This is a genomic window from Rathayibacter sp. AY1B4 (assembly GCF_002932815.1).
Classification (GTDB): domain Bacteria; phylum Actinomycetota; class Actinomycetes; order Actinomycetales; family Microbacteriaceae; genus Rathayibacter.
Genome location: NZ_PSWN01000022.1, coordinates 1 through 20526 on the forward strand (window position 1 = coordinate 1; position 20526 = coordinate 20526).

Genomic DNA, 20526 nt, shown 5'->3' on the forward strand with positions numbered 1-20526 from the left:
TTTCGACTGTCGAGGCCACCGCGTCAAACGCGGACGGCGACACGGCCTGGTTCCTGACGATCCACGGGGACATCAACGCTTCCTGAGGTCGGCGTGACTCCGACACCGGCCACGGCGGCGGCTCGTCCCGTATGGGGATGGTTGACCAACCATCGTCGGCCTGTCGTCACTGCTGGCGTCGTGCGTGCTTCGAGCGTGCGGCCCAGTCGTACGGCAGGTCCTGGGGAGGCCGATCGCCGACGACGGCCGAGAGTGCTCTGAGGTAGTGGTCGCCGGTCCGGACGAGGGCGATGGTTCGGGGTCGGTAGCCGAGCGGCCGTTCGTGCCAGATCGCTTTCGCGTCCACTTCCCAGAGGGAGAGCCAGTTGCGAGTGAGTGCGTAGGGGACGCCCACCCACATCGCGCTGTACTTCTTGCGGCGTTCGATGCTGACCAGGGTCTTCGGGTCGAGGAAGGTGGCCAGCAGCCCCGAGGTGGTGTCGAGATCGATCGCGGGGCGATCGGTGGGCGGGTGAGGGGGCCACTCCGGTCGGGTACGCGAGAATCGTGCTTCCCAGGACCGACTCGGTCGCGCCCGCTCGATCTCCGCGAGACGGACGGCGGCGTACCCGTCGAAGAAGCCGCCGGTCATCGTCTCCGCGAGGAGCGCCCACTTCCGACCCACACCGACGACGAACCCGTCGATCGACCATCGGTTCCCGAACGCGAATCGGACCGTGACATGCGTCTGGTCACGTTGCGCTGTGGTCAGCAGTGCTCGGATCTTCTTCCTAGAGGACACCAGCACAGTCTGCCGACTGAGAGGAGCCGTCGCTTAACCGACCGCGCTCGGCCGCGGCATCCCGGATGGGGGTCGCTGACCGGTCACGTGGGACGTCATGCGACGCGCTCGTCGGGTGGCGCGTCGATTCACTCTTTCCCAGTGAAATGAAGCTCTCCGCCGTTGTGAGCTGCGGCCGTGATGAGGAGGATGACTCCGGCCATGACGATCGCGGCCGGCGCTAGCCAGGCCCAGCCGAGCGCTCGAGATCCTGAGCGCAACCACCACCAGCCCCGTGTCACGCAACCGAGAGCGGCGATGCCGACGCAGGCGAGACCTGACCATCGAGCGAATGCGGTCATTTGCAGGCCGAGGGCTGCGCCACCCCAGATAATCGCCATTGCAACAATGGTCAGGCCGGCCGAAGACAACAGCAGTACAGTCGCAGTGAGATCGAGCTGGTCTCTCGGCGGCGTCTCCATGTAGGGGTTTTCTTCATCGAACTTTGCGCGATAGTGCTCGACCAGAGGGAGCAACTCGAGAGCTTCTTGAGGAAGATCGCGGGAGGGTAGAGCGAGGAATTCGGGCAGATCCTCGTCGCGGACGCCTGCCCCTGCCAGTAGGCGCGCAGCCCTGTCTCGTTCGAAGTCCGAAGTCTCGCCATCCAGAGCGAGCCCCCAGCGTCCTGCTTGGTCAGGGGCGCCGAGCGCACGGTACTTCGCGATCAGCGCGAGCCTGGCCCTCGTGTTCGAGGGGACGCAGCGAACATGCGTGCGCAAGAGCTCGAGAGCGGCCGCACGGCGGCCCTCCTGCCACAGCAGGTCAGCGCGTTCGACCGTCGCCTCTTCATCCATGCGCTCATCGTTGCACCTTGCTCTCGACCAGTTGACGAGCTCCCGAGCCCGCCGTCTCGTATGGGGGTCGTTCACCGCACCACTGCGGCGAGCCGGATGCGCTGTGCTGTGGAGTTGCTTGCTCGATGGCGGCGTTCTCTGATCGCTCGGTGGCGCCGGTCAGCTCCCGATGACGAGGACGCTGGCGGCGGCTTCGATGACGTCGTCGGTGATCGTCTCGAGTTCGTTGATCTTGAGCACGCGGCTGATCTGGGGGAAGAGTCGCTCGAGGAGGCGGAAGTTTCCGCGGGTGATGCGTTCGATCGCGGCGACGGCTTGGGCGTCGGTGAAGTCGTCGGGGTTGAGGGTGCGGCCGAGGTGTTTCCAGTGTCGGTCGAGGACGAAGAGGAGTTCGTCTCGGCCGAGGGCGCGGTAGCGGTGGGAGAAGCCGAGGCGGCTGTAGAGCTGGGGGTAGTGGCGGAAGCGCTGATCGATGCCGGGCATGCCGATCAGGATTATCGCGAGGTGGGTGCGGTCGTGTTCGTCGCGGAGCAGCTCGAGAGCGGTGGGCGTGAGCCGCTCGGCTTCGTCGACGATGAGCATCTCGACCCGCCGAGTGGTGTCGCCGTTGTGCACGCCGGCGACCTTCCCGATGGTGCGGAGGTGCTCATCGATGCAAATGCCGAGGTGAGCCTGCCACTTGCCGATCTCTCGCATGAGGTCCTTGGGTCGCGGCAGTACCTCGGGTGTGTAGAAGACGGTGCGGGAGCGATGCGCGAGCGCGTTGTGTTTCGCGTCGTCCTCGCTCCGTGGGCCCCACGCGGTGAGGTAGGGCTCGAGGGTGTCCCAGTTGGCGTAGCGGCGGGCGGAGTTGGTCTTGCCGACTCCGGCGTCGCCGTGGCAGATGCCGATGGTGCGTTCCTTCTTCACCGCGTTCGCGAACTCGGTGAAGCGGCGGTGTTCCTTGGTGGCGATGAAGGTCTGGGTCATCACTCCTCCTCGTAGGTGCGGAGTCGTTTCTTGCGCGGGGTGGGGTCCGCGAGGTGGGGTTCTTCGCGGTGGGCGACGGTGGGGATGCGGTCGTTGATGGCGCGGCGGAGTTCGTGGCGGCGGGCGCGGCGGGCGGCTTCGATGTCGCGGAGGGTGAGGCGGATGTTGGGGTGGGCTTCGTCGACGGCGACGCAGAGGAAGGTGTCGTGGTCGTAGACGCGGATCTCGGAAACGTCGCGGGGGTCGTAGCGGATGGTGACGGTGTGTCCGACGAACGGGGCGAGGGTGGGCGCGAGGTAGCGCTGCCCCTGGAAGTGGATGCCGTCTCGCTGCACAGTGCGATGGGTCGGGACGGTGAGTAGCAGGCCGTCGAGCTCGTCGAGGGTGTCGGGCATGCGGGGTATCCAGCCGTCCGCGACCCACGCGTCGCGCGGGGTGACACCGAGCTCTTGGTGGGTGCGCTGGTTGTAGGTGGCGATGAAGGCGCCGATCGCCTGGTCCACGCCCGGGAGATCGAGCACGGGCTGCGGGCTGCGGTTCCCGGGGCCGAGGTGGCCGGGAAGGGTCGGGAGGACTTCGGTGTTGATCGTGCCGAAGAATCGCTCGATCTTGCCGCGCCCCTGGGGTCGGCCGACGGTCGAGAAGATGAGCCGCAGGTGCAGCTCGACGGCGGTGCGCTCGAGGTGGTGGCTGGTGAAGTCGGAGCCGTGATCGACGTGCAGCACGTCGGGGATTCAGCACATCGCCCATGCGGGGTCGGTCTTGCGCCAGATCGCCTGGCGCAGCGCGAGGGCGGTGTTCAGTGATGAGGGTGCTCCGGTGAAGAGCATGTAGCCGCAGATCGCGCGGGAGTGATCATCCATCACGGTCGTCAGCCAAGGGCGGTCGGGCTTGCCGTTCGCTCCGACGATGAGGACGTCGAGTTCGGTGTGGTCGGCCTACCAGATCTGATTCGGCCGCTCCGCCCGGCGGCGGAACACCAGCTCGTGGCGGTCGCGATAGGAAGCAGGACCCTCCAACGCGAGAGTGACGAGCGCGGGGTCGAGGGCCTGCACAATCTGCCGGACGGCCGCGTAGCTCGGCGCCGGCCGGCCGTCGCGCAGGCACCCCTCGACGGTGAGGCGATGCAACGTCGCGATCGACGGACGAGGCCGGGTCAGGGCGAGCCCCTCGATGGCGGCGACGGTCGCCGGATCCGTGCGCCGACCGCCCTTGTCCGTCCTCGCAGCGTCATCGAGCCCGGCGAGCCCGTCCCTCCTATAGAGCTGATGCCAGCGCTGCAGCGTCCGCGCGCCGATGCCGCTCTCGCGGGCGAGGGCCGCGAGAGGGACCTGATCTTCGACGTGAAGTCGAAGGATCCGCCACCGCTCGAGGCCGTCCATCAATCGCTACATCGCCGCGCTCTCGCGGGCCGCATGAGCCTGCTGGTGGCGATAGAGCGTCGCGCGACTCCACCCGACGAGACGAGCAGCGTCCTCAGCGGTGCGACCGCGCGCTCGCGCGTCCGCGGCGATCGCGAGCTTGTCCGCGATCACGACCGGATCCGACAGGGGCCGGCCGAACCGGGTCCCGTTCGCGCGGGCGGCCGCGATTCCGGCGTTGACTCGTTCCACGATCAGTTCCCGCTCGTACTCCGCGAGCGTGGCGAGCATGTTCAGCATCAGCCGACCCGTCGACGTCGACGGATCGATGCCGTCCGAGATCGACCGGACCTGCACACCGCGCCCGCGCAGCAGGTTCACCGTGTTCAGCACGTCGATCAGGGAGCGGCCGAGGCGGTCGACTCGCCACACGACCACGGTGTCGCCGTCCTCGGCGTACTCGAGGAGCTTCTTCATCCCGGTCCGCTCGATCGCGGTCTTGCTCCCCGAGGTGACGTCCGCGAAGACGTCGCGCTTCTGCACGCCGGCGGCGACGAGCGCGTCGAGCTGCAACTGCGCGTCCTGACTCGACGTACTCACACGCGTGTACCCGAGAAGCCTCACGACCTCATTCTGACTCGGAAACACCCTCCGCGTCCCCTCCTGAGACGAAACGCGTCAAGACGTCTTTCCGAGACAGTCGACGTCCCGAGAACCTGGACCCGCCGAGCGCGGAACGACCGCCGGACGATGCGTCTCAGAAAGCTACTGCTTTTCCGGACATGCCAAGGGTGGGACCTTTGCAGGGAAACGCCACTCAAAGGAACGCCGCGTAGTTCCACAGACGTTGCTCATGGGCGTGAGATGCTCTCGCTGACGGTGGGGGGACCGATGCAGACCGAGATGTCGTTCCTCATCGATTCGAACGTCATCATCGCGGCCGAGCCGTTCAACGGCGAGCTCGAGGACGCCCACCCCGCGGTGAGTAGTTTCCTGCGACTTGCCGCCCAGAACGGGCATCACGTCTTCGTGCATCCGGCGACGCGGGACGACCTTGCCGAGACGAGCGATCCGGCTCATCGCGCCCAGAACCTGGCCGCGTACGAGAAGTACCTGACCTTGTCCGAGGTGAACGTTTCCGGCGACGTCTGGAACGTCTTTCCCCATCCGGCGGGACCGAATGACCAGCGAGACGCGCGCATTCTCGCTTCCCTGCACGCGGAGGGCGTCCACTTCCTCATCACGAACGACGGCCGACTTCGTAGGCGTGCGGCGAGGCTGGGGCTCGAGCACCGCGTCTTGCGCACCGGTGAGGCAGCGGCACAGCTCGCGGCCTGGCATCCGGACGCGCCTCCGCCACCCCCGATGGTCGACCGTTTGCAGACCAACGAGCTCGAGACGTCCCAGACGTTCTTCAACTCGCTTCGCGAGGACTATCCGGGCTTCGACACCTGGATCGGGAAGGTCAAGAAGGATTCGCTCGCTCGACGCGCATGGGTGATTCGAGACGATCGCTCGCGGTACGAGGCGCTCGCGCTGGTGAAGATGCTGGACGCTCACCCGGTGGACCGAGGCCGCTCAGCGATCAAGCTGTCAACGTTCAAAGTCGGGGATACCGCCGGCGGCAAGCGGTATGGCGAGCTGCTCCTCAAGGCAGTGTTCCGCTGGGCAGCGACCGAACCGGGCCGTCCCGGCGACATGTTCGTTGAAGTCAACACCCGACAGGAGCGGCTCTTAGAGTTCTTGACCGACTTCGGGTTCGCCTACGTCACCGACAAGGGGAGCGACCCGGACGAGCAGATCTGGCTCAAGCACCTGGACCCGCCTACCGTGTCACAGCTGAATGGCCTGGACTTCCACATCGCCTACGGGCCGCCCGCGATCCAGCCGGGCAACCCGATCTTCGTGATCCCGATCACACCCCAGTGGTACGACGACTTGTTCCCCGACGCGACGGTCGTCGGCACGATGGGTGCGACGATGCTCGCCGACACCTTCTTGACGCCGAAGGCGCACGGCAACGCCATCCGGAAGGCGTACCTCTGCCGCAGCCCCACTAAGGAAATCCCTCCGGGGTCGACGCTGCTGTTCTACCGCAGCCAGGGCGGTGTTCGAGGAGACGGCTCGATCGTTGCCGTTGGTGTTGCGGAGCGCTCCCACCGCTCGGCCGATCCGATAGCCACCATCGAACTCTCCTTCAAGCGAACCGTGTACTCAGCCGCCGAGGTCGCCGCGATGCACCAGGACGGGAGAGCTGTTCTAACGATCCTCTTCCGGCAGGACCGGTTCATCGAGCAGCCATGGTCGCTGACCGAACTGGTGGAACGTAGGGTCGTAACGTCATGGCCGCAGTCCGTCGTTCGGGTGAAGGACAAGGAAGGAATCGCATGGGTGCAGCAACAGCTGACCGAGTCGCACTGATGTCGATCCATCAACGCTGGGCAGAGGCAATCGTCGACGGCCGCAAGCGCGTCGAGTTCCGCAAACGACGTCTCGCCGACGACATCCGTACCGTCCTCATTTACGCAACTGCCCCCACGAGCCAGGTCATCGGCCAGTTCACAATCGACGAGATGGTCACCGACACCCCCGCACGGATCTGGGAACGGTTCGGCGCTGTCGGCGTCATCGAGAAGGACGCGTTCTTCGCATACTACGGCGACGCCGTCTCGGCCGTCGCCATCGTCGTAGCAACAGCAGAGCGCTTCCCAGACTCGCTCGCGCTCACCGACTTCAAACCACGACCCGCGGTTCCGCAGTCGTTCATCTACCTTCCTGCGGATGCGCACGAGCTGGCCTCGGCGAGCTGACTCGACATACAAACGCCGCCACTCGGCGCTACGAGTCACAGGGTCAGGCCGTACTTCACCCCGTCCCGTAAGGGGATCGTCGGGCGGACGTTCCCCGGTGGATGGTGGTCAGGAGATCTGCGCGGTTTCGTGCTGCGCCGTGCCCGCGCGGTGTCGAGCTCGGCGCTCGGTGATGAGGAAGACGACGAGGAGGACGACACCGACCAGGATCACGACGATATTGCCGAGTTGGGCGAAGGAGGAGAGGGTGCCGGCGGCGGGATAGGTGCCCTGCATGAAGATGCTGGGGTCGGTGCTGGCGTGCAACAGGATCGGCGCGATGATCGTGCGGGTCACTCGCAGCGCGAGGTACATGCAGAACCCGAAGAAGAACGTGTAGAGCATCTGCAGCAGCGTCGGCAGGAGTGGCTGGCCGATGAAGAGGTTGGTCGCGTGCAGCAAGGCGAACAGAGCGGCGGAGACCATCCCGACGGCGACCTCGGAGCGACCCGACGAGCGCATGATCCGGACGACATATCCGCGGGTAAGGAGTTCTTCGGAGAAGCCGATGACGAGTCCGGCGAGCAGCCAGGCGGCCACCCAGTCGAACCCGGCGGCGGAGTAATCGATGCTCGCGAAGCGCATCACGTTGAAGAGCAGGACCACCGCGATCGCGATCCACATCCAGCCGCCTCCCCGAGGGGTCCGCCGCTCGAAGGTGCGCCGCAGCCAGCCGACGCTCGCGCCGAAGCCGACCAGGATGAGGCTTCCGATCAGGACCGGGACGGTGATGAGGACGATGACGTAGCTCGCGGAGTCCGCGTCTCCGATGAAGGGCACGAACGGTGCCATCAGCAGTGAGGCCGGCTCGTAGATCGCGAGATAGCCGACCGCAAGAATCAGCGCCTTCCACCACCGCCCGTGGTCCCAGAAGCGCGCCCATCCCGACGGTTCCACAGTGCTGTTCATTGCTCATCCCCCTGAATCGAGATCAGTAGACCACATCTGACGACCGCTCGAGGGCGGCCTGCTTCCGTCGAAAAGCGCCGTCGCGTCGGCGTGACCTAGCTCGCGGGAGGCAACGCCGCTCCCTGCGAACTTGCCGTCGTGAGGCATTGGTCCTTGCGCTGCTGGAGCGTTCCGATCGGCGGTACGAGCTGCGACAGCCGCAGTTCTTGAGATTCTCCCTAATCGCTCGCCTCCGACGTGAGGCCCGGGCCGCTTAGCGCTTGTCGAGCGAGTTCCTGAACTGCGGCATCGTCTCTGCCCTACCTTTGACTCGGTATGACGACGGGCGCGAACCTGATCGGCAGTCGTGCTGCGCTACGGTATCGGTGACAGCGCCTAGGGTTCCGGGACGATTCATCGTCCGTCTGGTTCGAGCGGCGCCACGGCTTCCGCCGCCACCGGCGGGCCGTCATCTCAAGGGATAGAAGCCTGGAGGACCCCTGTGTCGTGCCCTCGCGCGACCGGAACGGGTCCTGATGTCTGTCTTCGTCCTCTCCCTCGTCCTCGCTGCGGCCGTCTGCCACGCGGGGTGGAACATCCTCGCCCACAGGGTGAGCGGCCTCGGCCTGCCCTTTCTCTGGTGGGGAGCCGTGACGAGCACGCTGCTGTGGGCGCCAGTGATCCCGTTCACCGGCGGACTCGGCTCGGGCGGCGACGTCCTCACGGGCTTCGCGATCGGAGCGGTGACCTCCGGCGTGCTGCACGTGGTCTACATGCTCGTCCTCCAGCAGGGCTACGCCCGGGGCCGGCTCTCGACCGTCTATGCGACGGCGCGCGGGACGGGGCCTGCGCTCAGCGCGGTGCTCGCGGTCCTGCTGCTGGGTGAGCGGATCTCGCCCGTCGCGATCGTCGGGATCGCGGTGATCGTGGTCGCGGTCATCGGGACCGGGCTGATCGATCCGCGTCCCGCCTCGTCGCGGATGCGGCGCTCCCGGGTCGATCCGAGCATCCTCTTCGGGGTGCTGACCGGTGTCGCGATCGCCGCGTACACGATCTGGGACGCGCACGTCATCCGCACCTGGGAGCTGTCACCGGTCGCGTTCATGGTCGGATGCACGGCGGTCGAGGTTCTGCTGTACGCCCCCGGGCTCCGAGGGCGCCGCGACGACCTCCTCGCGATCGTGCGGAGGCACTGGCCGCGCCTCCTCCTCTTCGGAGTGCTGTCGCCGCTCTCCTACATCCTGATCCTCACCGCCGTCACCATGGCCCCCGTCGCCCTTGTGGCGCCGGTGCGCGAGGTGAGCGTGGTGCTGGTATCGCTGTTCGGCGCGCTCGTGTTGAGGGAGGGCTTCGCGGTGCGCCGCGTCGCCGCGTCGATCGTGGTGGTCGTCGGCGTGCTGCTCCTGGCGATCTGAGTCGCCGGGCCCGCTCAGACGCCGACGGGGCGGATGAAGTGGTCGCCGCCGCGGCGGCGTCCGGTGGCGGAGACCGTGAATCGGACGATGTCGCTGCGGTAGCGGTCGTCGGAGGCCTCGAAGGTCCGGCCGGCGGCGTCGCGCGTGACGCGGTGCAGGCGCAGCACCGGCGAGCCCGGGGCGAGCTCGAGCAGGTGGGCGTCGGTGTCGTCGGCCGCGACGGCGTCGATCTCGTGATCGACCTCGGCCGACTTCCAGCCGCGCGATTCGAGGAACTCGGTGATCGAGACCGTGTCGAGGTCGACGTCGAAGAGGTTGCGGCCCGCGGGCTCGATGAAGGTGAGGCGCTCGAGCATGGTCGGCCGTCCGTCGAGGGCGCGCAGGCGCAGGACGTCGACGACCAGGTCGCCGGGTTCGATCCCGAGCAGTGTCGCCTGGTCGTCGTCGGAGCGGCGGAGCGACACCTGCTGCGTGAGAGCTCCCGGTCGGGCTCCCATGGTGCGCGCCCACCGGGTGAAGGGGATGGAGACGTCGACGGCCTGCTGGGTCTTGCGTTCGATGACGCGGCTCGGCCGGCCCCGTGTCGTCTCGATGAGGCCCTCGTTGCGAAGGGCCGCCAGGGCGTTCCGGATCGGTCCGCGGGACGTGTCCCACTTCGCTGCGAGCTCACCCTCGGTCGGGACTTCGTCGCCCGGGGCGAGGCGCCCGCTCGCGATCGCCTGACGCAGGTCGTCCGCGATCGCTTTGTACATCACCTCTGCCACATAGGCACCTTACGGGCCCGAAGCGAGCAAGGGACGCTGACGAGCCGCGCAGCCGAGGAGTGCGCGGGAATCACTCGGGCAGTCGGTCCCGAAGTTGGGTTAACACGTTATGAACAACGAGCACGTAGGTATACATCACGGCTGGAGATGCGGCAGTGTTCCTGTCGTCCCCTTCGACACCTCTCCTCCTCCTGCTTGAAAGGCGATCATGAAGACCCGCGCACGTATCTCGATCACGACGCTCGCCGTCGCCAGTGCCCTCACCCTCCTGGCCGGCTGCTCCGGCACCTCCACCGCCGCGGGAACGGACTCCGCCGACGCGGGCGCCGGCTACGCCGTCGACTCCGACACCCTGGTCTTCGGTGTGGTCCCCGACTCGGTCGACACCGAGACCAACTACCAGCCGCTGATGGACTACATCGCGCAGGAGACCGGCAAGACCGTCGAGTACAACGAGTCGACCGACTACGCGGCCCTCATCGAGGCGGCCATCGCCGGCCAGGTCGACGTCGCCTCCTTCTCGGGCTTCACCTACGTCACGGCCGTCAACAACGGCGCCGAACTCACCCCGATCTCCTCGATCACCACCGCGGAGGGCCAGGAGCCGGGCTACTACTCCGAGGCGATCGTCCCCAAGGGCAGCACCATCACGGATCTCGCCGGGATGAAGGGCAAGAAGGTCTGCTTCGTCGACCCGTCCTCCACCTCCGGCTACCTCTTCCCCTCCTACAACCTGATCGAGGCGGGCATCGATCCCGAGGCCGACATCACGCCGGTCTTCGCGGGCAAGCACGACGTCAGCGTCCAGAAGGTGGGTGAGGGCGTCGAGTGCGAGGCCGGCTTCGCCGAGGACAGCGAGGTCGAGAAGTCCGACAAGGTCGAGGTCATCGCCAAGACCATGGTCCCCGGTGCTCCGATCGTCGAGTCGGACACCCTCCCCGACGACCTCAAGGAGCAGCTGCGCGAGATCCTCGGCGAGGTCACGATCGACGAGATCATCGCCTCCGGCGTTGAGTCGGCCGACACCGAGGGCTTCCGCAGCGTCTTCTACGCGACCACCCCGGTCGACGACGCCTACTACGACCAGATCCGCGACATCTGCGAGGTCACCAACGCCACGCAGTGCCAGAAGTAGCCGACCGGCGACCCTGACGAACCCGACCTGGAGACTGCCATGACGACGACTTCCGACTCGACGACCGACACGGTGGTCACGATCACCGACGTCACCAAGAGGTTCGGCACCACGACCGCCTTGGACGGTGTGTCGCTCACGGTCCGCCGCGGCGAGATCGTCGTCCTCCTCGGCCTCTCCGGGTCGGGCAAGTCCACCCTCCTGCGCCATCTCGACGCCCTCGAGATCCCCACGAGCGGATCCGTCGCTGTGCTCGGCGAGGAGGTGCCGGCCCTCCGCGGACGACGACTGCGGGAGCTGCGGGGCCGGGTCGGCTTCATTTTCCAGCAGTTCGAGCTCGTGCCGTCGCTGACCGTGCTCGAGAACGTGCTGACCGGCGCCCTCGCCGAGCTGCGCGGCCCGCGCCTGGGACTGTGGAGCTACCCGAAGTCGAAGAAGCTGCGCGCCCTGCAGCACCTCGACCGAGTCGGACTCCTTGAGCGCGCCTACCAGCGCGCCGACACCCTCTCGGGCGGACAGCAGCAGCGCGTCGCCATCGCCCGTGCACTCATGCAGAACCCGAGCATCCTCCTCGCCGACGAGCCGGTCGCCTCCCTCGACCCCGAGTCGAGCGATCAGGTGATGAGCCTCATCCGCGAGATCGCGGCGGAGGAGGGGCTCACGGTGATCTGCAGCCTGCACCAGGTCGACCTCGCCATCTCGTGGGCCGACCGCATCGTCGGCCTCCGTCACGGTGCCGTCGTCCTCGACACCCCCGCCGCCGGCCTCAGCAAGGCCGAGGTGATGGAGATCTACGGTCGCGTCGCCACGACGACCTCCGAGCTGCAGGCCGTGCAGAACGAGCTCCTCACCCCGGAGGCGGCACTGTGACGGCCACGGCCCCTCCGCGCCTGCGCTCCGGGACCCGTCCGGCGGACGTCGCCGAGCGTGCGCCGCGCCCTCGCCGCTCGCCCGAGCGGATCGCCGCGGTCCTCACGCTCGTCGCCCTGGTCGTCGTCTCGATCGGCGCCCTGGTCGAGATCGACATCTCCGTCCCGCGGATGATCCAGTCGCTCTCGAACGCCGAGCGCTTCTTCGTCCGCGTCGGGGCGATCACCTTCCCCGACGCCCCCGAGCTCCTCGCCCTGACCGCGCTGACGCTCGGCCTCGTCCTCACCGGAACGCTCCTCGCCGCGGTCCTCTCGGTCCCGCTCGCGTATCTCGCCGCCTCGAACACCACTCCGGGCAACGGCTGGCGTGCGGCGGCCCGCTTCCTCGGGGTCCTCGCCAGGGCGGTCCCCGATGTGGTGCTGGCGATGGTGTTCGTCCTCCTCTTCTCCCTCGGCTCCCTGCCGGGCATCCTCGCGATCGGCCTGCACTCGGTGGGAATGATCTCGAAGCTGTTCGCAGACGCGATCGAGCAGATCGACGAGGGCCCCCGGCTGGCGATCCGCGCCGCCGGCGGCTCGAAGCTGCAGGAGTTCACCTCCGGTGTCCTGCCGCAGGTCCTCCCCTCCTGGGTCGCGACAGTGCTGCACCGCAACGACATCAACCTGCGCGGCTCCGTGATCCTCGGGTATGTGGGAGTCGCCGGCCTCGGCCTCGAGATGTCGTACGCCTTCAAGTCGCTGCAGTACGGACGCGGCATCGGCATCGCGATCGTCATCTTTGCGCTCTGCGTGGCGATGGAGATCGTCTCGAGCTCCGTCCGCACCGCCATGCTCGGCAAGGGGGCTCCCTCCTCCGGGCCTGTCGACGCGATGATGCGGCGCCTCCGCCGCCGCGATCCGGCGGCACCCTCCGCCCCGCTCGCGGCTGCCACCCCGGAGACGGCGCTGCACCGGCCGTGGACGCCGGCGCGACTCCGCACCGCGATCGCGGGCGTCGTCGCTGTCGCGGCGGTCGTCGGCGGTGTCGTCGTCAGCGACATCACGTGGAGCGACTTCGCGACGTTCTGGGCGCGGATCCCCGCGGTGGCCGTGCAGTTCTGGCCGCCGTCGTTCGGGAGCTACGACACGGCGCAGATGGTCGAGGCCATGCGTGAGACCATCGCGATCGCTCTCGCCGCGACCCTGCTGACGCTCCTCGCGTCGATCGTGATCGGCTCCCTCGCCGCCCGCAACGTGGCACCGAACCCCACCGCGCGCGGCGGATTCCGGCTGCTCCTGGTCGCGGTGCGGGGAGTGCCCGAGCTGATCCTCGCGATCGTGCTCATCGTCATCTCGGGTCTCGGCACCCAGGCCGGCACCATCGCGCTGGCAGTCGGCGGCATCGGACTGCTCGGCAAGCTGATCGCCGACTCCCTCGAGGAGGTCGACGCCGGGCCCGAGCGGGCGCTCACGGCGACCGGCGCCACCCGCTTCCAGGTCTACGCGGGAGCGACCCTGCCGCAGGGCGCGAGAGCGATGCTGGGGCACACCTTCTACCTGCTCGACACGAACATCCGGGCGGCGACACTGCTGGGCATCGTCGGCGGTGGCGGCATCGGCTACTACCTGCTGAACGCCGCGCAGGGCTCGAACTACGCCACCGTGACCGCGATCGTGCTGATGATCCTGGTGACCGTGCTGCTGGTCGAGGGGCTCGCGATGTGGCTGCGCCGGGTGTTCCGATGAGCGGGCGGTACGACGTCGCCGTTGTCGGCTCCGGCATCGTCGGCCTCGGTGCCGCGTACGCCGCCGCGAGACGCGGACTCCGCGTCGTCGTGCTCGACCGGACCGCCGAGCCCGTCGGCGCGACGGTGCGCAACTTCGGGCACCTCTGCTTCACTCCGCAGAGCGGCGAGGCGCTGACCTACAGCCTCGCCGCCCGGGAGGCGTGGCTGCGGCTCGCCCGCGACGCCGGCTTCTGGCTCCGGCAGAACGGCACGCACATCGTCGCCCGGCACGAGGACGAGCTGGCGCTGCTGGCCGCTGCGGCCGAGCGGCCCGCCGTCGGATTCGGCGACGGCACCGAGATCCGCCTGCTCGACGCCCGCGAGACGACCTCCGCCGTCCCCGTCGCTCCCGGCGACGTCGTCGGCGGCGCTGTGCTGCCCTACGACCTGCAGACGGATCCCCGCTCGGCCGCCGCCGCGATCGTGCGGTACCTCGGCGCCCTCGGCGTCGAGTTCCGGATGCGCACCGCCGTCGGGCGCGTCCGCGAGGGCGTCGTCCAGACCAGTCGCGGGGACATCGCGGCCGACACGATCGTGGTCGCCGTCAACCACGACATCGACCAGCTCTTCCCCGAGCTGGCGGAGGCGAACGACGTGCTGCGCTGCTCGCTCGACATGATGCGCGTGGAGCTCCCGCTCGCCGCACCGCTGAGCGCCCCGCTCCTCACCGGCTGGTCGCTGATCCGGTACAGCGGGTTCGCGACCCTGCCCGAGGCCGCCGCCGTGCGGGCGCGTCTGCACGCCGGCCGACCCGATCTCGCGGGGATCGACCTCAACCAGATGTACACCCAGCTGCCCGACGGCTCCGTCGTCGTCGGCGACTCCCACCACCGCTCCGTCAGCCCCGAGCCCTTCCAGCCCGAGACGGTGGCCGACCTGCTCCTCACCGAGACCGAGCGCCTGTTCGGAGCACCCGCACGGGTGATCGAACGGTGGCAGGGCGTGTACGCGAGCGGTCGCGACGAGTTCCTCGTCGCCGAACCGGCCCCGGGCGTGCTCGTCCTGACCGTCACCACGGGCATCGGCATGACGACCGGCCTCGGACTGACCGAGACCGTCCTCGCCGGCCGATTCGACACCACCTCCACCCCCACTCTCGTCACCGCGGAAGGCATCCGATGACCACTCCCACCCCCGCCCCCACGACCCTCGGTCCGGCCCTGACGGGCATCGAGCTCGTCGTGCTGGACATGGCCGGCACCACCGTCACCGACGACGGAGTCGTCGAGCAGGCGTTCCAGCGCGCCGCCGAGCGCACCGGAGTCGCCGACCGCCTGCCCTGGGCGGAGGCTCTCGAGTACGTCCGGCACACCATGGGGCAGTCGAAGATCGACGTCTTCACCCACCTCGCCGGTGGCGACACGGCGGCGGCGGAGCGAGCGACGGCCGCCTTCGAGGACGCCTACGCCGAGCTGATCGCCGAGGGCGCAGCCGCTCCCCTCCCGGGTGCGGAAGACGTCATCCGGTCGCTGCGCGCCTCCGGTATCGCCGTCGCCCTCACCACGGGCTTCGCGCCGGTCACCCGCGACGCGATCCTCGAGGCGCTCGGCTGGGCCGACCTGGTCGACATCGCCCTCTCGCCCGTCGACGCCGGTCGGGGGCGCCCGGCTCCCGACCTGGTGCTCGCCGCGGCCCTGCGCGCAGGAGTCAGCGCGATGAGCGCCGTCGCCGTCGTCGGCGACACCGCGAGCGACGTCCTCTCCGGCCGTGCCGCAGGAGCCGGGCTCGTCGTCGGAGTGCTGTCCGGCGCCCACGACCGCGCGCGGCTCGACGAGGCCGGAGCCGACGCTGTCATCGACAACGTCACCGCCCTGCACTCCCTCACCCTCGCCGGCCGATGACCGTCCTGGCTCGTCCTGCGGGCACCTCCGTCCGGGTCGAGCTGAACCCCTCCGCGACCGCCATGGTGTGGATGGCGGTCGATCGACAACACGAAGCCGTCGCATTCGTCAGCGTCCAGCTCGCGCCCGGCGAAGTGCTCGTGGAGGTGGAGCTGGCCACGATCTGCGGATCCGACGTGCACACCGCACGCGGTCACCGGTCGGCTCCGGCGCCTCTCGTCCTCGGACACGAGCAGGTCGGACGCGTCGTCGCGCTCGGCGCCACGCCCGTCGTTGCCGTCGACGGCTCACCGGTGCGGGTCGGCGACCGCGTACTCTGGTCGATCGCCGCGAGCTGCGGTGACTGCGACCGCTGCCGCTCCGGCAGGAGCCAGAAGTGCCGCACCCTCCGCAAGTACGGACACGAGCGGATCGAGGACCGCTGGGCACTGTCGGGCGGATTCGCGACCCACACCCACCTCCTCGCCGGGACCCCGATCGTCCGCGTGCCCGACGACATCCCCGCGGCGGTGCTGGCGCCGGTCTCCTGCGGCACCGCCACGGCCTTCGCCGCCCTCGCCGCCGCCGAGCAGATCCGCGCCCTCGAGGGCGCGGAGGTGCTCATCAGCGGCGCCGGGCTGATCGGACTGACCGCCACGGCCATGGCGGTCGACCGCGGGGCTTCCGTCACGGTCGTCGACCCCGGCCCCGCTCGCCGGGACCTCGCTCGCCGCTTCGGCGCCGCGCAGGCCCTGGCGCCCGGGACCGCCACGGGCGAGTTCGATGTCGTCCTCGAAGCGTCGGGGTCTGCCGCCGCGGTCGCGACCTCATTCGCATCAGCGGGGATCGGCGGCGTCGTCGTCCTCGTGGGCAGCGTGTCCCCCTCCGAGGCGGTCGCACTCGACCCGGAGCGGGTCGTGCGCTCGCTGCTCACGATCCGCGGTGTGCACAACTACGCACCCCTCCAGCTCGCCGCCGCCACCGACTACGTCATCGATCGCTGGCGGTCCTGGCCCTTCGCCGAGCTGGTCGGCGACACCGTCCCCCTCGACCACCTCGACGACGGCATCCGGCGCGCCGGCGTCGGCGGGCCCGTCCGCATCGCCGTCTCACCCCGCTGACGCCGACCTCGCGCGAGGTCGTTCACCTGCGCAGCTCCCCGCAGGGCCGAATCGATCGCCGCCGCATGAATACGTCCTTAACGTGTATCTATATCTTGCCCTTCCGTACCAGGATAGGTAGATATGTGGGCACCCTGGAGATGCGTGATTCGACACCTCGATCGCGCGGTTCCGTCTCGACGATCCCCTCTGGAGTGGATGATGTCTCTGTTCTCCCGCACGCTCGGTGCTGTCTGCGCGACGGCGGTGGTCGGCGGCGCACTGCTCGCCGCGCCGTCCGCCGCGTCCGCCGCCGGTACCGCCTACAACGGCCTGCCCTCCGGCACGCAGACCGCCAAGACGCTGGTCGTCGGCATCGACGGCGCGTCCTTCGATCAGTTCGACGCCGCCGACATGCCGAATCTCGACGGCCTCCGCGCCGACGGCCTGACCGCCACCAGCAACCTCTACGCCGCGCCCATGTCGGGCACGGTGTCCGGCCCGGGCTGGTCCACGATCGCCACCGGCGTCTGGCCCGACAAGCACAACGTCGTCGACAACAACTTCACCGCCCCGAAGTTCGCGCAGTACCCCGACTACCTGAGCCGGATCGAGGCCGCCGACTCCGCTCGGTCGAGCCTGGTGGTGGCGACCTGGTCGCCGGTCGCGCAGACGATCTTCGGCCCCTCCGTCGATGTGCGCAGCACCGGCGGCGGAGACGTGCAGACCACCTCGACCGCCGTCGACTACCTGCGCAACGGCAACCCCGACAACACCTTCGTCCACCTTGACGAGGTCGACGGAGCCGGCCACTCCGTCGGCACGAACGGTGCGGCCTACGCGACGGCACTCATCCGCGCGGACGCTCAGCTCGGCGAGCTCGTCGCCGCCGTGAAGGCCCGCCCGAGCTACGCCTCGGAGCAGTGGACGATCCTCGTCACGGCCGACCACGGCCACACGCCCACGGGCGGGCACGGCGGGAACACCCTCGCCGAGCGCAAGACCTTCGTCATCGCCGCCGGTCCGGGCATCCCCGCCGGATCGAAGCGCAATGACGTCAAGATCGTCGACATTTCCGCGACCGTCCTAGCCGCGAACGGCATCGCGAAGGACCCGCGCTGGAACCTCGACGGCTCCGCCCTGTCCGCCCTCAAGCCCGATGAGTTCGACACCCTCCGCGGCGTCCTCCAGCCCAAGGTCGACGAGACCCGTCCCGCAGCAGGTCTGCTCGGCTGGACCCACTCAACCCCGGCCGGATGGAGCATCGACAACTCCGCGATGCCCGCCGGCGGGGTCACCGAGTGGGCCGGATGGTCCTTCGCGACCGACTCGTTCTTCACCAGCGTCGAGCCGGGGCAGAAGCGCGAGACGAACGTCCGCTCGCGCGACGTCTTCGCCGTCGCCGACTCCGACGAGTGGGACGACAAGGCCCACGCCGCCGGCCAGTTCGACTCCACGCTCATCAGCCCTGCCTACCCGCTGACCGGGGCCGCGACCGCCACTCTCACCTACGCGACCGACTACGTGATCGACGGCCCGCAGACCGCCGCCGTCTCGGTCAGCTTCGACGGAGCGGCACCCGTCGCCGTGAAGAGCTACACCGCGAACACGAACGCGAACGAGTCCGTCGAGATCGCGGTGCCCGCCGGCGCGCAGAGCGCGCAGTTCCGCTTCCGCTACACCGGTCAGAACAGTGCGTTCTGGACGCTCGACCAGGTCGCTCTCGCGCAGGCCGAGGTGCCGGCACTCAACGTCACGGCGACCGCCGCGACGAAGTGCGTGGCGGGCAAGGCTCTCGTGACGGTGCAGGCGCTGAACGGGAACGGGTTCCCGGTCGCGATGACGGCGACATCCGCTTTCGGCAGCAAGTCGTTCCCCTCGGTCGCAGCGGGCAAGAGCGCGTCCCACGCGTTCTCGACCCGCACCGCGTCGATCCCCGCGGGCGCTGTCTCCGTCACCGCCTCCGCCACCGTCGACGGCGCACCGGCCACCGTCACCGTCTCGGCTCCCTACGCCGCGACGTCCTGCAACTGACATACGACTCTGAAGGAGAAGACACTGTGAACACGAACGGATTCGCGGCCCGCTGCGCCGCCGTCACCCTCGGAGCCGCGCTGCTCACCGCTGTCGCGGGAGCCGCCGTCGCCGACGAGAATTACGGCGATCAGGACGTCGACGTCAACGTCTCGATCGCCGAGCTCACCGAACCGGGAGTCCTCGCGATGACCGTCGCCGGCACCTCGACGGACCTGGCCGAGAACGGCTCGACCGAGCTGGTGCGCCAGTTCACCGGCACCCTGCCCACCGTGACCGTCACCGACACCCGCTCCGCGGACGAGATCCCCGAGGGCGCCGGCTGGTACGTGCTCGGCTCGGCGAGCGAGTTCACCGGCGACGCCGGGCAGGAGCCGATCGGTGCCGACCACTTCGGCTGGACGCCGCGCCTGATCGACGGCGGCGACTCCGGACTCGTCACCGAGGGCGACCAGGTCGACACCGTCCTCGACGACGGTGACGACGCGGTCGGACTCGTCGACCAAGAGCTGCTCGCGCTCGCGCTCGACTCCGGCGCCGTCGCCGAGGAGGGCCAGTGGACCGCGTCCGCCGACCTCTTCCTCCGCACCGACGCCACCGTCGAAGCCGGCGATTACACCGGACAGCTCACCCTCTCGCTGTTCGAGTGATCCATTTGCTGCGGGGGCGCGGTGACACTGCGCCCCCGCAGCTCTCGAAAGGACCAGTGGACATGACCGTCTCGACCCGACCCGCACGAGCGATCGCGGTCGTGCTCGGCGTGTTCTTCTCCGCTCTCCTCGCGGCGCCGGCCGCCGCCGGGGCGCCGACGGACACCGCGATCACCTGGGCGGCCACGCCCGCCTCCAACTCCGGACCCGACGGACGCTCCTGGGTCGAAGCAGAGCTTGATCCCGGCGCGATCCGCTCCGAGCACCTCGCCATCCGCAACCTCGGCGGCGTCGATGCCACGTTCACCCTGAGCGCCGCCGACGGCTACCTGACGCCCTCCGGCCGCTTCAGCATGCTCCCCTCAACGACTTCGTCCATCGCGGCCGGCACGTGGATCGACGTCGCCGACACGGTCACGGTCGCCGCGGGCACGACCGTCGTCGTGCCGTACACGATTACTGTGCCCGCGAACGCCGAACCGGGAGACCACGCGGCGGGCATCGCCGCCTCGATCCGCTCGGAGAGCGCTGAGGGCGACGCCACGAGCGTCGGCGTCGAGAGCCGGATCGGGTTCCGCGTCATGACACACGTCTCGGGCACCGTCTTTCCCGCCCTCGATACCTCCGCGACGGCGGAGTACCAGACGAGGTGGAATCCGCTCCGGCCTGGCCAGATCCATCTGGCCTACACGCTGCGCAACACGGGCAACGTCCGCCTCGCAGTCGCGGCTGCCGTCGAGTACGACGGGCGGCGTATCAGCGCCAACGAGAACGTCGACGGTGTGCTCGTCGAGCTCCTCCCCGGAGACACACGGGTCCTGAACGTTACAGTTCCCGAGGTCTGGCCGCTCGGCGCGGTCGGCCTGCCGCTGGAGGCTAGCTACTCCGCCATCGCTCCGGACGGCGGCTCGACCCCGTCCGACGTCATCACGGACGAGGTCGTGGTGTGGGCGCTTCCGTGGCCGCAGCTGATCGTCGTGGCAGCCGTCGTACTGCTCGTTCTCGGCCTCTTCGGCGGTCGGATCCGACGCGGTCGCGCCCTCACCCGACTGATGGACGAGGCGCGCGAGGCCGGCCGGCGCGAGGCGCGCTCAGAAGGACTCCTCGAGCCGGACAGCGAACCTTCGGGCGTCTCTTTCCCGCGCGTCACGGAGAGCTGATGACGGAGAGTGCGCTTGGAGTCCCGTGCTCACTACGTCAGTGGTGTTCGGACTCGCGCACGTCGTGGGAAGCGTGTGGGCGGGAGTTCCGGCGCCGGCGATCGCGTTCCAGGTCACCTTCCTCGCCATGAA

Annotated in this window: 18 protein-coding genes and 1 pseudogene; 12 read left to right on the forward strand and 7 right to left on the reverse strand. The window is 68.9% G+C overall.

What is annotated here, in order from left to right; all coding sequences use genetic code 11:
- Positions 1-166 precede the first annotated feature (166 nt).
- The 5 genes and pseudogenes from C5D66_RS13340 to C5D66_RS16875 all read right to left on the reverse strand — a co-directional run bounded on the left by C5D66_RS13340 (position 167) and on the right by C5D66_RS16875 (position 4568).
- Entirely contained in the window at positions 167-781 is a 615-nt protein-coding gene (locus tag C5D66_RS13340) for a hypothetical protein (protein ID WP_146079316.1), read from the reverse strand.
- A 128-nt stretch (positions 782-909) separates the two neighbouring features.
- Entirely contained in the window at positions 910-1614 is a 705-nt protein-coding gene (locus C5D66_RS13345) for a hypothetical protein (protein ID WP_104256156.1), read from the reverse strand.
- 159 nt (positions 1615-1773) lie between these two features.
- Positions 1774-2583, reverse strand: coding sequence for an AAA family ATPase (locus C5D66_RS13350; protein ID WP_104256155.1), 810 nt, complete (start codon positions 2581-2583; stop codon positions 1774-1776).
- Positions 2583-3965, reverse strand: a pseudogene (locus C5D66_RS17650) (Mu transposase C-terminal domain-containing protein). The gene C5D66_RS13350 and the pseudogene C5D66_RS17650 overlap by 1 nt, the downstream one beginning before the upstream one ends.
- 6 nt (positions 3966-3971) lie before the next feature.
- The gene (locus tag C5D66_RS16875; protein ID WP_104256154.1) at positions 3972-4568 is read right to left on the reverse strand and encodes a recombinase family protein; all 597 of its coding nucleotides are present in this window, start codon (positions 4566-4568) and stop codon (positions 3972-3974) included.
- Between the two features lie 267 nt (positions 4569-4835).
- On the opposite strand from C5D66_RS16875, the gene C5D66_RS13360 reads away from it, so the two are divergent.
- Together C5D66_RS13360 and C5D66_RS13365 are read left to right on the forward strand one after the other, a co-directional pair.
- Positions 4836-6365, forward strand: a complete 1530-nt coding sequence (locus tag C5D66_RS13360) for an N-acetyltransferase (protein ID WP_104256153.1) — start codon at positions 4836-4838, stop codon at positions 6363-6365.
- Positions 6365-6754, forward strand: a complete 390-nt coding sequence (locus C5D66_RS13365; RefSeq protein WP_219814227.1) for an ASCH domain-containing protein — start codon at positions 6365-6367, stop codon at positions 6752-6754. The genes C5D66_RS13360 and C5D66_RS13365 overlap by 1 nt, the downstream gene beginning before the upstream one ends.
- 108 nt (positions 6755-6862) lie before the next feature.
- Here the strand turns inward: C5D66_RS13365 and C5D66_RS13370 are convergent, their stop codons facing one another.
- On the reverse strand, positions 6863-7702 hold the full coding sequence (locus C5D66_RS13370) for a CPBP family intramembrane glutamic endopeptidase (RefSeq protein WP_104256151.1): 840 nt from the start codon (positions 7700-7702) through the stop codon (positions 6863-6865).
- Positions 7703-8217: 515 nt separating this feature from the next.
- On the opposite strand from C5D66_RS13370, the gene C5D66_RS13375 reads away from it, so the two are divergent.
- Positions 8218-9096 (forward strand): EamA family transporter, encoded by an 879-nt coding sequence (locus C5D66_RS13375; protein ID WP_104256150.1) that lies wholly within the window; start codon positions 8218-8220, stop codon positions 9094-9096.
- 14 nt (positions 9097-9110) lie between these two features.
- Here the strand turns inward: C5D66_RS13375 and C5D66_RS13380 are convergent, their stop codons facing one another.
- The gene (locus tag C5D66_RS13380; protein ID WP_258063878.1) at positions 9111-9860 is read right to left on the reverse strand and encodes a GntR family transcriptional regulator; all 750 of its coding nucleotides are present in this window, start codon (positions 9858-9860) and stop codon (positions 9111-9113) included.
- A 208-nt stretch (positions 9861-10068) separates the two neighbouring features.
- On the opposite strand from C5D66_RS13380, the gene C5D66_RS13385 reads away from it, so the two are divergent.
- The 9 genes from C5D66_RS13385 to C5D66_RS13425 all read left to right on the forward strand — a co-directional run bounded on the left by C5D66_RS13385 (position 10069) and on the right by C5D66_RS13425 (position 20394).
- Positions 10069-10995, forward strand: coding sequence for a phosphate/phosphite/phosphonate ABC transporter substrate-binding protein (locus C5D66_RS13385; protein WP_104256148.1), 927 nt, complete (start codon positions 10069-10071; stop codon positions 10993-10995).
- Positions 10996-11034: 39 nt separating this feature from the next.
- Positions 11035-11865, forward strand: coding sequence for a phosphonate ABC transporter ATP-binding protein (phnC, locus tag C5D66_RS13390; RefSeq protein ID WP_104256147.1), 831 nt, complete (start codon positions 11035-11037; stop codon positions 11863-11865).
- The gene (locus C5D66_RS13395) at positions 11862-13589 is read left to right on the forward strand and encodes an ABC transporter permease (RefSeq protein WP_258063877.1); all 1728 of its coding nucleotides are present in this window, start codon (positions 11862-11864) and stop codon (positions 13587-13589) included. Before phnC ends, C5D66_RS13395 begins: the two co-directional genes overlap by 4 nt.
- Positions 13586-14752: a TIGR03364 family FAD-dependent oxidoreductase gene (locus C5D66_RS13400; RefSeq protein WP_104256146.1), complete on the forward strand. Its 1167-nt coding sequence runs from the start codon at positions 13586-13588 to the stop codon at positions 14750-14752. The genes C5D66_RS13395 and C5D66_RS13400 overlap by 4 nt, the downstream gene beginning before the upstream one ends.
- Positions 14749-15471, forward strand: a complete 723-nt coding sequence (locus C5D66_RS13405; RefSeq protein WP_104256145.1) for a phosphonatase-like hydrolase — start codon at positions 14749-14751, stop codon at positions 15469-15471. The genes C5D66_RS13400 and C5D66_RS13405 overlap by 4 nt, the downstream gene beginning before the upstream one ends.
- Positions 15468-16571, forward strand: a complete 1104-nt coding sequence (locus C5D66_RS13410; RefSeq protein ID WP_104256144.1) for an alcohol dehydrogenase catalytic domain-containing protein — start codon at positions 15468-15470, stop codon at positions 16569-16571. Before C5D66_RS13405 ends, C5D66_RS13410 begins: the two co-directional genes overlap by 4 nt.
- A 201-nt stretch (positions 16572-16772) precedes the next feature.
- Positions 16773-18584 carry an alkaline phosphatase family protein gene (locus C5D66_RS13415; protein ID WP_258063876.1) on the forward strand — a complete coding sequence of 604 codons (1812 nt, stop codon included), beginning with the start codon at positions 16773-16775 and terminating at the stop codon, positions 18582-18584.
- 26 nt (positions 18585-18610) lie between these two features.
- Positions 18611-19234: a hypothetical protein gene (locus tag C5D66_RS13420; protein WP_104256143.1), complete on the forward strand. Its 624-nt coding sequence runs from the start codon at positions 18611-18613 to the stop codon at positions 19232-19234.
- A gap of 62 nt (positions 19235-19296) precedes the next feature.
- Positions 19297-20394 (forward strand): hypothetical protein, encoded by a 1098-nt coding sequence (locus C5D66_RS13425; RefSeq protein WP_181067902.1) that lies wholly within the window; start codon positions 19297-19299, stop codon positions 20392-20394.
- The last annotated feature ends 132 nt before the right edge of the window (positions 20395-20526 follow it).